At 70.4% G+C, this 13097-nt stretch carries 12 protein-coding genes; 4 read left to right on the forward strand and 8 right to left on the reverse strand.

The features are described 5' to 3' along the window. The first annotated feature begins 39 nt into the window (after positions 1-39). Positions 40-777 (forward strand): CoA-transferase subunit beta, encoded by a 738-nt coding sequence (locus ACFQE5_RS17900; RefSeq protein WP_379586858.1) that lies wholly within the window; start codon positions 40-42, stop codon positions 775-777. Positions 778-974: 197 nt separating this feature from the next. Next, entirely contained in the window at positions 975-1277 is a 303-nt protein-coding gene (locus ACFQE5_RS17905) for a DUF3040 domain-containing protein (RefSeq protein WP_379586555.1), read from the forward strand. A 59-nt stretch (positions 1278-1336) separates the two neighbouring features. Here the strand turns inward: ACFQE5_RS17905 and ACFQE5_RS17910 are convergent, their stop codons facing one another. The 5 genes from ACFQE5_RS17910 to rpsF all read right to left on the reverse strand — a co-directional run bounded on the left by ACFQE5_RS17910 (position 1337) and on the right by rpsF (position 6110). Continuing rightward, positions 1337-4012 (reverse strand): replicative DNA helicase, encoded by a 2676-nt coding sequence (locus ACFQE5_RS17910; protein WP_379586556.1) that lies wholly within the window; start codon positions 4010-4012, stop codon positions 1337-1339. 540 nt (positions 4013-4552) lie between these two features. Next, positions 4553-5002 carry a 50S ribosomal protein L9 gene (gene rplI / locus ACFQE5_RS17915; RefSeq protein ID WP_379586558.1) on the reverse strand — a complete coding sequence of 150 codons (450 nt, stop codon included), beginning with the start codon at positions 5000-5002 and terminating at the stop codon, positions 4553-4555. Positions 5003-5013: 11 nt separating this feature from the next. Continuing rightward, positions 5014-5250, reverse strand: coding sequence for a 30S ribosomal protein S18 (gene rpsR / locus ACFQE5_RS17920; RefSeq protein WP_013678623.1), 237 nt, complete (start codon positions 5248-5250; stop codon positions 5014-5016). Positions 5251-5294: 44 nt separating this feature from the next. After that, positions 5295-5783, reverse strand: a complete 489-nt coding sequence (locus ACFQE5_RS17925; RefSeq protein ID WP_379586559.1) for a single-stranded DNA-binding protein — start codon at positions 5781-5783, stop codon at positions 5295-5297. A 9-nt stretch (positions 5784-5792) separates the two neighbouring features. Further along, complete coding sequence (gene rpsF / locus ACFQE5_RS17930) at positions 5793-6110, reverse strand: 30S ribosomal protein S6 (RefSeq protein WP_379586860.1); 318 nt, start codon at positions 6108-6110, stop codon at positions 5793-5795. Between the two features lie 223 nt (positions 6111-6333). Between rpsF and ACFQE5_RS17935 the strand changes: the two genes are divergently transcribed. Next, on the forward strand, positions 6334-7104 hold the full coding sequence (locus ACFQE5_RS17935; RefSeq protein ID WP_379586561.1) for a deoxyribonuclease IV: 771 nt from the start codon (positions 6334-6336) through the stop codon (positions 7102-7104). Between the two features lie 53 nt (positions 7105-7157). Next, on the forward strand, positions 7158-8534 hold the full coding sequence (locus ACFQE5_RS17940; protein WP_379586562.1) for a glycosyltransferase family 87 protein: 1377 nt from the start codon (positions 7158-7160) through the stop codon (positions 8532-8534). Positions 8535-8552: 18 nt separating this feature from the next. Here ACFQE5_RS17940 and ACFQE5_RS17945 read toward each other — a convergent pair whose 3' ends face one another. From ACFQE5_RS17945 to ACFQE5_RS17955, 3 genes are read right to left on the reverse strand one after another with little or no spacing between them, the layout of a single operon-like run. Then, complete coding sequence (locus ACFQE5_RS17945; RefSeq protein WP_379586563.1) at positions 8553-9170, reverse strand: NUDIX hydrolase; 618 nt, start codon at positions 9168-9170, stop codon at positions 8553-8555. A gap of 3 nt (positions 9171-9173) precedes the next feature. Beyond that, a complete protein-coding gene (locus ACFQE5_RS17950) occupies positions 9174-10736 on the reverse strand; it encodes a glycosyltransferase family 87 protein (protein WP_379586564.1) in 1563 nt (520 codons plus the stop codon). Beyond that, positions 10733-13033, reverse strand: coding sequence for a transglycosylase domain-containing protein (locus tag ACFQE5_RS17955; protein WP_379586565.1), 2301 nt, complete (start codon positions 13031-13033; stop codon positions 10733-10735). The genes ACFQE5_RS17950 and ACFQE5_RS17955 overlap by 4 nt, the downstream gene beginning before the upstream one ends. Positions 13034-13097 lie beyond the last annotated feature (64 nt).

A 13097-nucleotide genomic window follows, 5' to 3' on the forward strand; every position in this document is an offset into this window, starting at 1 on the left:
GCCGCGGCGCCGTCGGCTCTCGGGTACACGGGCGAGGAGATGATGAGTGTCGCCGCGGCGCGGGCACTGCGCGACGGGCAGATCTGCTTCGTGGGCATCGGACTGCCCTCAACCGCCGCGAATCTCGCCCGCCGACTGCACGCGCCCCGGCTGGTCCTGATCTACGAGTCGGGCACCGTCGATACGAAGCCCGACCTGCTGCCGCTGTCGATCGGCGATGGCATCCTCGCCGATTCGGCGCTCACCGTCGTCTCGGTCCCCGAGATCTTCAACTACTGGCTGCAGCCGGGGCGAATCGATGTCGGGTTCCTCTCCGGAGCCCAGATCGACCGTCTCGGCAACATCAACACCACCGTGATCGGCGAGTACGACGAGCCCCACGTGCGGCTGCCCGGTTCCGGCGGTGCCCCGGAGATCGCCGCCTCGTGCCGCGACGTGATCGTGATCATGCGGCATCGGCGGCGGGCGTTCGTCGAACGGGTCGACTTCGTGACCTCGGTCGGTCACGGCACCGGCCCCGCCGACCGGCGGCTGCTCGGTCTGCGCGGTGCCGGCCCGGTGCGCGTGATCACGGATCTCGGAGTGCTCGAACCGGACCCGGGAACCTGCGAGCTCGTGCTCACCGCGACGCACCCCGGGGTCACCGTGGAGCAGGTGCAGGCCGAGACCGGGTGGGACCTCGAGATCGCTGCGGGGGTCACGGTCACCGCTGCGCCCAGCGACGAGGAGCTCATGGTGCTGCGCGGGATGCGGGCAGCGGGGGAGCCGGAGTCCTGACCTCCCGGGCGCCATCGATCGGGGGTACCACGACGCGCGAACGGTGCAGTCGAGGCAATCGGGAGGCGACCTCCGCCACCTCCCGCACAATGTAACGATCCGATCACATATCCTGGCGGGGATCGTTGACCCCCGGGTCGGGGGAGCCCGAGCTCAGGCCACCTCCCGACCGTGCACACCATCCCCGGAGTCCACCCGTGCTCAGTGATCGCGAACGCGGCATCCTCGCCGGCATCGAGCGAGACCTTGTCACCAGCGACCCGCATCTCGTCCGCCGGTTCCAGATACTCGCGACGGTCCGCCCGCGGCGCCGCGCCGCCCCCGGTAGCGTCCGAGCGGCCGGCCCGGCCCCGTTCGTCCTGTTGATCACCGGGCTCACCTTGCTGGTGATCGGCGGACTCACTACCACGTTTCCGATCGTGGGCGCGGGTGTCGTGCTGTCCCTGCTCGCGCTCGTCATCGCCTCTCTGATCACCACGCCGCGACCCGGTCCAGCCTGACCACGGCGCACTGCTCCCACCCGGTTCCGGCGACCGGGCGTTCCGGCTGGATGCCCCGGCTAACCGTGCGCGAGATCGGCGAACCGGCTGTAATGCAGTTGATGGGCCACGGTGATGGTGTTCGTGGGCCCGTTGCGGTGCTTGGCCAGGATCAGATCTGCCTCTCCCGCGCGCGGGTCGTCGCGCTCGAAGGCGTCGGGCCGGTGCAGCAGAACCACCATGTCGGCGTCCTGTTCGATCGAGTTGTGCGCGGCGACACCGTTGGCGATGAAGTTGTGGGTGCCCGGCACCGTTGCGTCGTAGACCGGCTGCTCCCCGAGGCTCGTGATGTCCACGATCTCGTCCCAGAACACGTCGTTCGTGGCGAGCATCTCCAGGCCGGAGTCGTGCAGGACCGCGGCGGCCCGGGCCAGCCGGGCCCGGCTGGGCGCGTACCTCCATCTCGTCGAGCCGCAGAACCGCGAGCCCATCGCGGCCGCGAAGTCGCCGTGCGTCATCTGCCGGGCGTCGAGCAACGAACGCACCCGCTCCCACACCTCTCGCGGGACCGCGTCGAGATTCGTCTCGGCCGCGATCAACCGGAGCCGCTCCGCCAGATCCCGAGCCTCCGCCCGGCGAACGCCATGGACGCCGATGAGCCGAGCGAACACCCGTTGGTACTCCGGACCGAGAAGGTTCAGCCGCCAGCGGTCTCGGCGCCCCGCCGCACCGATTCTGCTGATCCGGCTGAGGATCCCGAACCGCAGCAGGAGGCGGGAGACATCCTCGACGAGCCGTCGGCTCGGCGACGTGTAGTGGACCCGGCCGAGGCGAGTGCGCTCATCCCAGCTCACCGATCCTTCGGTGGCCCACAGATGACCGAGAAACAAGGCGAGCTGCTCGTCGGGCAGGGCGAAGACCGGCTCGGGAACGAACGTCTCATGGCTGCGCAGACCGAACAGACCCAACTGGTCGAGCCAGGCGGCGATCGGGTTGCGCCGTCCGTGGGCGAGCCGGTCCGGAGCCGGTAGCCGCAGCGTCGTGCATCGGGCCGCGGCGGGCTCCTCGCGCACCGCCGTGACACCGAACGAGCGGGCGGCCACGGCGACGGCCTCGAGGTTCGCCTCGTGCGGACTGACGTACCGCAGCGGCCGGCGCCGGACGAACGAGCCGTCACCGATCAGGTGGGCCAGCAGGACGACCTGCTCCCGCGGCATCGGCACGGCCTGCAGCGGTGCCGGGATGCGCCGGGGGCTCGCGAGCCGGTCGCCCGGGCCCAGCTCCCCGAGCGGGCACCATCCGTCCACCGTGAGGAACGGGTGGTTCGCGGTCGCCTCGACCTCCCGGCCCGAGGCCAGGCGCAGCCGGAAGACCTCCTTCACCCCGCTCGGGAAGACCGCCGTCATGTCCCGCGGGACCATCCGCATCCGCTCGTCGAGCGACCACAGCCGCACGCCGCGTTCGCCGGATGCGAGCAGCTGACCGAACGTCACCTCGGCACCCGTATCAGCCCTCAGCAGGCGGGTGCCGGCGGTGAGGCAACCCGACTCGCGAAGGTCGGCGAGCATCGGCCGCTTGTCGGTGCGCTGCTCGGGACCCCGGTTGAGCTGGCTGATCGCGACGATCGGCACCTCCAGCTCCTTGGCCAATAGCTTGATCTGCCGGGAGAACTCGCTGACCTCCTGCTGGCGGGACTCGACCCGGCGACCCGAGGTCATCAGCTGCAGGTAGTCCAGGATGATCAGCTTGAGGTCGTTGCGCTGCTTGAGCCTGCGCGCCTTGGCCCGGATCTCCATCATGGTCAGGTTCGGCGAGTCGTCGATGAACAGCGGTGCCTCGCTGATCTCGCTCATCCGCCGGGCCATCCGGGTCCAGTCGTCATCGCTCATCCGGCCCGCGCGCATATCGGCCAGCCGGATCCGCGCCTCCGCCGACAGCAACCGCATGACGATCTCGGAGCGGCTCATCTCCAGGGAGAACACCACGCTGGTCATCCCGTGGCGGACCGAGCAGGACCGGGCGAAATCCAGCCCCAGTGTCGACTTTCCCAACCCCGGGCGGGCCGCGACGACGATCATCTGCCCGGGGTGCAGGCCGTTGGTGCAGGCGTCGAGGTCGGCGAAACCGGTGGGCACCCCGAGGGCCACCCCACCACGGGTGGCGATCGCGTCGATCTCGTCCATCGTGGGCTGCAGCAGCTCCTCGAGCGGAACGTAGTCCTCGCTCGTCGAGCGCTCGGTGACCTCGTAGATGGCGCTCTGCGCCCGGTCGACCACCTCGTCGACCTCGGCGCCCTCCGCACCGTGGTAACCCAGCTGCACGATCCGGGTACCCGCCTCCACCAGCCTGCGCAGGATCGCCTTCTCCGCCACGATCTCGGCGTAGTAGGCGGCGTTGGCCGCGGTCGGCACGGTGGCGATGAGGGTGTGCAGATAGGGGGCGCCGCCGAGCCGGATCAGCTCGCCCCGGCGCTGCAGTTCCGCCGAGACCGTGACCGCGTCGGCGGGTTCACCGCGGCCGTACAGATCGAGGATGCACTCGTAGACGGTCTGGTGGGCCGGACGGTAGAAGTCCTCCGGACGCAGAACCTCGACCACATCGGCGATCGCGTCCTTGCTCAGCAACATGCCGCCCAGCACCGACTGTTCGGCCGTGAGGTCCTGCGGAGGCTGACGGTCGAACGGCGCCCCGGAACCGTTGTCGTCCGCCCGCACCGCACGCGGACCGCCGGCCGGCCGATCGTCCGTCAGAGCCATACGCAGCGTCACCCCCACATCCGATTGTATCGAACATTAGTTCGATCCGCATCCCTCGGCCGCCCACCCCACGCGGCTACCGATCGGCGCACCTCGGTGTCACGACACGGGCCGCATCCCCTAGCGGGGGAGGCTAGGTGGGTTCACAGTTGAGATCAAAACAGCGTGTGCACCGAGCTGGGGACTGGCTGGGGACTAGTCCGCCCAGTCCCAGGACGGGCTCTGGACCATGCTGTGGACAGCATGTGGACAGCCGCAAGGAATACGGTGAAACCCCAGGTCAATGCCGTCGCAGTGGCTGTTGACAACAGACCGTGGGCGTGTCGCGCACAACCGTGCCCCGGCGTGTCGTGACAACCGCGACCCACGGCCTCCATCCGCTCACCCGGCGCGGCCGCGACCGGCATGCCGTCCCCGCGACGATCCGTGGCGTCGGCGCCGGACTCGCCGCGCACGACACGACAAGGGCAGGACCGAGGCGACCGCCTCGATCCTGCCCCCGTTACTGAGCGTGTTCAGCCGGAGGGGCCGCCGGCCCGGTCAGCTCGCGACGACCGCGATGTCCAGGTCGGCGGTCACCTCGGGGTGCAGCCGGACCGTGACCGCGTGCGTTCCCACCGTCTTGATGTGGCCCGGCACCTCGACCGCGCGGCGGTCGAGCGGTGGACCGCCCGCGGCCCGGACCGCGTCCACGACGTCTGCCGCGGTGACCGAGCCGAACAACCGCCCGGAGTCACCGGCCGCCTTGGCCTTGACGGTCACCGAGAGACCGCCGAGCTGTCCGGCGACCTCCTTGGCGTGGTCGAGATCGCGGATCTGCCGGGCCTTCTGGGCCCGGTGGATCGCGGCGACCTGCTTCTCGGCGCCCCGCGTGGCTGGGATCGCCAGCTTGCGCGGCAGCAGGAAGTTGCGGCCGTAGCCATCCTTGACCTCGACGATGTCGCCGGGCGCACCCAGGTTGGGCACGTCGGCGGTGAGGATGAGCTTCACTGCGGTCCTCCTCAGCGGGCCGTCGAGGTGTAGGGCAGCAGGGCGACCTCGCGCGAGTTCTTCACCGCGACCGCGACGTCCCGCTGGTGCTGACGGCAGTTGCCGGTGACCCGGCGGGCCCGGATCTTGCCGCGGTCGGAGATGAACTTCCGCAGCAGCCCGGTGTCCTTGTAGTCGATCTCCTGGGCCTTGTCCTTGCAGAAGGCACACACCTTCTTCTTGGGCTTGCGCAGGACGGGCTTGGCCATTCGTGGTGCTCCTGGAGGGTCTTGACGTGGTCTCAGCGTGGTCGTTAGAAGGGGGGCTCGTCGTCGGCGGCAGGGCCGCTACCTGCGGGTGGCGCAGACCCCCACGGGTCGTCGTAGCCGCCTGCGGCAGCACCGCCGCCACCACCGAAGCCGCCGCTGCCACTGCCCCGGCTGACCTTGTTGACCTTCGCGGTGGCGTAGCGGAGGGACGGGCCGACCTCATCGACCTCGAGCTCGACGACGGTGCGCTTCTCGCCCTCGCGGGTCTCGAAGGAGCGCTGCCGCAGCCTGCCCTGCACCAGCACCCGCATGCCGCGGGTGAGGGTCTCGGCGACGTTCTCCGCCGCCTGGCGCCAGATGTTGCAACGCAGGAACAGCGCCTCGCCGTCGCGCCACTCACCGGTCTGCCGGTCGAACGTGCGCGGGGTGGAGGCCACGGTGAAGTTCGCCACCGCGGCGCCCGAGGGAGTGAACCGCAACTCCGGGTCGGCGGTGAGATTGCCGACCACGGTGATGACAGTCTCGCCAGCCATGGCGGCCTCCTAGCTCGCGGCCGGGGCGGGGGTGCGCTTGTGCTGATCGCGGCGGAGCACCTTGGTCCGCAGGACCGACTCGTTCAGGCCGAGCTGGCGGTCGAGCTCGGCCACCGTTGCGGGCTCTGCCGTGATCTCGAGGACGGCGTAGATGCCCTCGGCGTGCTTCGCGATCTCGTAGGCCAGCCTGCGCTTGCCCCACACCTCGACCTTCTCGACGGATCCACCGTCCGACCGGACGACGTTGAGAAAGGTCTCCAGGGACGGCGTCACAGTGCGCTCGTCCAGGCTCGGGTCCAGAATGACCATGAGCTCGTAATGACGCATGAGAACCACACACCTCCTATGGACTCGTAGCGGTCGCGGTCCACCCGCGACAGGAGGTTCTCACCGCGCCCCGACAAGATCCGGCCACCGGTGCGACCGATGACCGCTCGGACGACGCCCAGGTGGACGCCTGCCGGGGCGACGGGCCGAGGCTATCAGGGCGGTTGTGGACGACCGGACCCGGCCGGGCCGGGCGGGCGGCGCCCGCCACTACGCTCGACCCATGCTCATCGGGGCCCACGTCCGGGACGACGATCCGGTCGGCGCCGCGGCCGAGCTCGGGGCCGACGTCGTCCAGTTCTTCCTGTCCGACCCACAGGGGTGGAAGAAGCCACCCACTCATCCGATGGCCGAGCGGCTGCGCACCGGCGATGTCACCGTCGTCGTGCACTCGCCGTACGTGGTCAACATCGCATCGCCGAACAACCGCATCCGGATCCCGTCGCGCAAGCTGGTGGTTCAGCACGCCATCGCCGCCGCCGAGGTCGGCGCCATCGGGCTGGTGGTGCACGGCGGCCACGTCACGCAGGCCGACGATCCGGCCGTGGGCTTCGAGAACTGGCGCAAGTTCCTGTCCCGGCAGCAGGACGACGGCGGTTTCGCCGTTCCGATCCTGATCGAGAACACCGCGGGCGGAGAGCGGGCGATGGCCCGCCGGTTCGACGCGCTGGCCCGGCTGTGGGACGCCGTCGGCGAGTTCGACGTGGGTTTCTGCCTGGACACCTGCCACGCGTTCGCCGCGGGCGAGGACCTCGGCGACGTCGTCGACCGGGCCAAGTCGATCACCGGTCGAATCGACCTGGTGCACCTCAACAACTCGCGCGACGAGTTCGGCTCGGCCCGCGACCGGCACGCCAACATCGAGGGGGGCACGATCGCCCCGGACCAGCTCGCCGCGGTCGCGGCCGCCGCGGGCGCCCCGGTCGTGCTGGAGACCCCGACCGAGGGCCAGGCCGCCGACATCGCCTTCCTGCGCGAGCGGCTCGGACGGTGATCGGGACGGCGGTCGGTCAGGCCCGGGGGCCGGCACGCGCGGGTCCCGAATCGGTGACGGCGAACGCGCCGCCACGCAGCAGGCTGCTGCTCGCCGTTCTCGTGCTGCTCACCGGTGTGACGCTGGGGCTGGGCTTCGCGAACAAGGACCGGTGCACCGGTCCCGGCTTCGACGCCGCGGGCCGCAGCGTCCCGGACTACGACCTCCGGATCGACCGGGACGTCTGCTACTCCGACATCCAGCATCTGTGGCTCGGCCGCGACATCGACCAGCACGTCTTCCCCTATGTCGACGGCGACATCACACCCGAGGGTCAACTGGTCGGCGGGAGCGTCGAGTACCCGGTGCTCACCGGCCTGCTGATCTGGATGGGCGCGGTCGGTGCCAGCACCGACGCCCAGTTCCTGCTCGGCTCGGCGCTGCTGATGGCCCCGTTCGGCCTGGCGACCGGATGGCTTCTGGGGCGGCTCTCCCGCTGGCGGGCACTGCTCTGGGCGATCGGCCCCCCGCTCGTGCTCTATGCCTTCCACAACTGGGATCTGCCGGCGGTTGCCTGCGCAGTCGCCGCGGTCTTCGTGGTGCACGGCTGGCGGACCGGCCGTCCGCTGCGGCAGCGGGCGACCGTGGCCGCGGTGCTGCTGGGGCTCGGTTTCGCGTTCAAGCTCTACCCGGGCGCGTTCGTGGTGCCGCTGGCCCTGCACGTGCTCACCCGGGGCGGCGCCGGGCCTGCGGACGGATCCGACGAACGGCGAAGCGGCCGACTGGACTGGCAGGGCGCGCTGCGGGTGTCGCTGGCGGCGATCCTCACGGTCCTGCTGGTGAACCTGCCGTTCGTGCTCGGCGGCTACGACGGCTGGCGGGCCTCGGTCACGTTCCAGCAGCTACGCAAGGTCGACATCACCACCAACTCGATCTGGTTCTGGGGATTCCGCCCCGAGTCCGACCCGGACAACCTCGCGTTCCAGGATCTGGTCTCGTGGCTGTCCCCGACCTTGGTGCTGGTCTCCTTCGCGCTGGCCATCGCGGTGGGCTGGTGGCGCTGGCGGCGCGACGGGGTCTATCCCTGGATCGGGGTCAGCGCCGCGATGCTGTGCGGGTTCCTGCTGCTGCACAAGGTGCATTCACCGCAGTACACGCTGTGGCTGCTGCCGTTCTTCGTGCTGCTGCGGGTGCCCTGGACCGTCGTCGGTGCCTATCTGCTCGCCGACCTGGCGATCGGCATCGGCATCTTCCGCTGGTTCTACGCGCTCAAGATCGGCGCTGGCTACGACATCTTCTCCGGTCTCTCCGCCCAGGCCGTCGCGATCGGGGTGTGGGGCCGCGCCGGGCTGCTCGTGGTGCTGTTCGTGCTGTTCCTGAGGGTGTCCGAGACGGTTCCGCGGGTCCGCGAGGAACCGCCCGTCAGATCCGAACCGGTTCGGCCCGCCTGACCCATCCGCCCGGCCGGCTCAGCGCCAGGCGAACACCGGCTGTTCCAGATGCGCCACCCGGGTCGGACGCCGGTGCAGCACCAGCTCGCGGAACTGGTACAGCACCGCTCCGGTCGGGGCGTGCAGGTAGCGGTCGAACAGCGGTACCTGGATCACCGGGGCATCGGACTCGGGGATGGTGCGAAACCGCGGCTCGACGTCGATCTGGCGCAACGGGATGCGGTAGAGCGACTCGACCTCGTCCGGGTTGGGACGCAACTCGTCGACCTGGCCCGCCCACAGCACCACCGGGGTGATCAGATAGCCGGATCGGGTCGGATAGTCGTCGAGCAGCCCGAGCACGGCGTCCTCCCCCAGGTCGAGGCCGAGCTCCTCGGAAAGCTCGCGGCGGGCGGCCGCGGTGATGGTCTCCTCAGGATCGACCCGCCCTCCGGGCAGTGCCCACTGCCCGGAGTGCCTGCGCATCCTCGCGGCCCTTCGGGTCAGCGGGAACGCCAGCGCCTCGGCGATGCCCGTGCCCTCGCCGGTCGTCAGCAGGGTGATCGTCACCGCCGCGACCGCCAGATCGGGCCGGTCGACCGTTCGCCGGTCGAACCCGGCCAGCGCGTCCGCCACCGTCCGTCGCAGTTCGTCCATCCCTCACGCTCTCCCGCTCTCGCCGCGCGCTCCCACCGCGTCGGGCAGCTCCTCGTCCCGGACTCCGAGCACCTCACCGCTGCCCCGGCCGGCCGGATGGATCGGCCAGTCGGGGTCGTCGAGGCCCCGGGTCCGCAGCGGGTCGGTCGCCGGCCGCAGCACGGTGCGCACGACGAGTGCACACAGTGCGACGACCACCGCGTCGCGCACCAACACCGTCGCGAGGAACCAGTCCGGTGGTAGCCCCTTGTTCTCCGGGGTCAGGTAGTAGTACATGCGCGGCACCCAGACGAGCGCATCGACCAGCATCCACCCGAGCAGCAGCCGCCAGTGGGGCAGCGCGAGCACCGCGAGCGGCACCAGCCACAACGAGTACTGCGGGCTCCACACCTTGTTGACCAGCAGGAACACCGCGACGACGAGGAAGGCCAGCGATGCCAGCCGCGGCGGCCGGGGCGCCCTGGCCGCAAGGACGGCGATGCCCGCACAGGCGGCGAGGAAGAGCCCGAGGCTCACCGCGTTGAGCACCGTCGGCGACTGGCCGGGCTGAAGCGGGCCGTCGAAGCCCGGCCAGCCGGTGAAGTAGCTGACCACGAAGTAGAGCGAGTCGGGATCGGCCGGACGCGTTCCGTTGAGCCGGAAGAACTCCCACCACCCGGTGGTGAATGCGACCGCAACCGGCGCGTTCACCAGTACCCAGGCGGCGATGGCCGCTGCGATCGTCCGTCCGGCGGTGCCCAGGTCACGGCGTCGCCAGCCGACCAGGAGCACCGGCAGCAGCAACAACATCGGGTAGAACTTCGCGGCCCCGCCCACCCCGATCAGGACCCCGGCGAGCACCGGCCTGCGCCGGGCGAGCGCGAGCATGCCCGCCGTTGCGAAGGCGACGGCGAGCGCGTCGAAGTTCGTGAACACATGGACGAGCGCCAGCGGGGACAACGCGACGAGCGCGGCATCCCACGGCCGCGACGGCCGCAGCCGGCACACCGCCCACGTCGCCACCAGCCAGGCCAGCGCGAGCCAGGCCGCCGAGATGTCGAAGTAGACGACCACGGGCAGCGCGGCCGGCAGCGGCAACCGGTTCGCCAGCCACAACCAGCCGTCGGCGAAACGGGCGTTGGCCCACTGGAACCACCCGGTGAGCACCGGATACTCCATGTACCGCACCCGCTCGTTCGCGGTGCCCGCGCCTTCCACCCAGGAGTCGCGATAGGGCAGCGCGCCGACGTCCACCCGCTCGATGCCGTAGAGCGGGACGGTGTCGGAGTAGCACATCGCGACGTACTGCCGGTGGTCGCGCCAATCGAGGGCGAGGATGCCGTCCGTGGTCCGGTACTGCTGCAGGCAGGGCGCCTTGCCCAGCCAGCCCAGCGCCAGCACGAGCACCCCGAACAGCAGCACCACCCGCAGCGGGGTCCAGAAGCGGCTGCGCCCGACCAGGGCGTGCCTGCCGAGCGGCCCGCCGATGACGCGGCTGGCGGCGATCGCGAGCGGCTCGGTCCAGGTGGGGACGACGCGACCGCGGGGGGCTCGGGTCGTCCCGCTCGCCGAGCCGCGTTCGGTCACCCTGACCCCGGCGTTGCGGGTCCCCGCTGGCCGGGGTCGTTTGGTCGCGGGTCGAAAAAGCCGTTGGGTCGCAGGTCGAAGTTCCCGGCGGTCGGGAAGGCGGAGTCGCCCGGGTCACCCTGGTCGCGGGAACGGCCGTCCCGGGTGGTGTCACCCGAGTACGAATCCGGCTGGTTCGAGGCGCTCGATCCCGCCGAGGAGCCGTTCGGGTCGGTCGACTCGGTCGAGTCCGTTCTGGTCCGTTCCTCGTACACGGGCTGCCCGATCGGGACGAACTTGGAGAACTGCTCCTTCGGCGTGCCCTTGAGCGCCGTGTTCATGTACGCCTGCCAGATCGAACCGGGCAGCATCCGCCCGTAGACGGGCCGCCCGGACGCGTTCTTGATCGGCGAGTTGTCGTCGGTGCCGACCCAGACCGCGGTGGACATCGACGGGGTGTAGCCGATTGTCCAGGCGTCGTTGTTCTGGCCCGGGATCCGGCTCTGCACGGTTCCGGTCTTGGCCGCCACCGGCCGCCCATCGGACAGCCCGATCCGAGAGGAGGACGCGACGTCGGTCATCGACTCGGTCACGTTGCGCGCCACCTGCTGGGAGAACACCGACCGGCCGGGCACGGAGCTGAGATCGAAAAGCACCCGCCCGTCGGCGGCGGTCACCTTGGTGACCATATGCGGCTCGCGGTACATCCCGTCGGCCGCGAAGGTTCCGAACGCCGAGGCCAGGTCGACGGGATGAACCTCCTTGTCACCCAGGGAGATTCCGCCGGTGGGGTCGGGCAGCAGGTTCTGCGGGATGCCCGCCTTGTGCGCGGCCTCGGCCACCGCGGCGGGCCCGACCTGCATGGTGATCTGGTAGAAGACGGTGTTGATCGACTGGGTCATCGCCGTCTTCACCGTGCAGCTCGGGCAGCTGTACCCCTCGGAGTTCGACACCTTGACCCCACCGAAAGTCTGCGGGGACGAGCCGTCGAACACCGTACCGAGACCGATCGGGTTCGGCTTCTGCAACGCCGCGGCCAGCACGAACGGCTTGAAGGACGAACCGGGTTGCTTGAGCACCTGTGCGTAGTCCAGGCCGACGCCGTTGTCCCCGCCGTAGTAGGCCAGGATCGCGCCGGTCTTGGGGTTGAGCGACACCAGCGCCGCGCGCAGGTTGCCCGGCTCACCCTTCATGACCTTCTGGACGGCGTTGACGGCGTCCTGCTGCTTGTCGGGCTCGATCGTCGTCGTGATCGTCAGGCCCTCGGTGTTGATCTCCGTCTCGGTGATCCCGCGTTCCTCGAGCTCCGCGCGAACCTGGTTGTAGATATGTCCGCGGCTGTCCCCGGGGATGCCGCCACCGACGGGTTGCGGCTCCTTCCACCGGGGGAACTTCTCGGCGGCCCGGTCGGCGGGGGAGAGCCACCCCTGCGTCACCATCCCGTCGAGCACGAAGTTCCAGCGCTCCAGGGACTTCTCCGGATTCTTGGCCGGGTCCCAGCGCGACGGCGACTGGATCAGCCCGGCGAGCATCGCGCCCTCGGAGACGGTCAGGTCCTTGACGTCCTTGTCGAAGTAGGCCTGGCTGGCCGCCTGCAGGCCGTAGGCGCCCCGGCCCAGGTAGATCGTGTTGAGATAGTTCTCGAGGATCTGGTCTTTGCTTTGTTCCTTGGACACCTTGACCGCGAGCACGATCTCCTTGTACTTGCGCCACAGCGAGAACTCGTCGGCCCCAGTGGTCACCTTCACGTACTGCTGGGTGATGGTGGATCCGCCGCCGACGCCGCCGGTGAGCTGGCTCCACATCGCGCGGCCGATACCGACGATGTCGAAGCCGGGGTTGGAGTAGAACGAGCGGTCCTCGGCCGACAGCACCGCGCGCCGGACGGGTTCGGGCACCTGGTCCAGCGTGACCTTGGTGCGATTGATGTTGTCCGGGCGCACCGTGGCCAGCGGGCTGCCGTCCGCGTAGGTGAACGTGGCCACCTGGGTGATCGCCGCGTCGTCGGCCGTGGGGACGGCGAAGATCATCCAGCCGATGACGAAGGCCAGGAGCGGGCCGACGAAGGCGAGACCGGCGAGGACGTAAGCGGTCCGGCGGATCCGTCGCCACCGGATCTTCCGCCGTTCGTCGGGGCCGACCTGGTGCGTGTCGTCCCGGCCGGGCGGGGATCCCGCGGCACCGGGCCGCTCGGCCAGCACGATCCCGGGCGCCCGCGCGGCGGCCTCCGCGTTCGCCTCATGGGTGAGCAGCCCGGCGTCGTCGGGTCGCCTCCCGCCGGGCCGACCCGGCGGGATGGGTACCGGACCCGGCGGCACCCGGCCCGGCGGTGGGCCGCCGGCGGCCGGGGGGCGCGGGGCCGGGGCCGGTCGCGGCGGACCG

It is taken from the genome of Pseudonocardia hispaniensis, assembly GCF_042658695.1.
Lineage (GTDB): Bacteria > Actinomycetota > Actinomycetes > Mycobacteriales > Pseudonocardiaceae > Pseudonocardia > Pseudonocardia hispaniensis.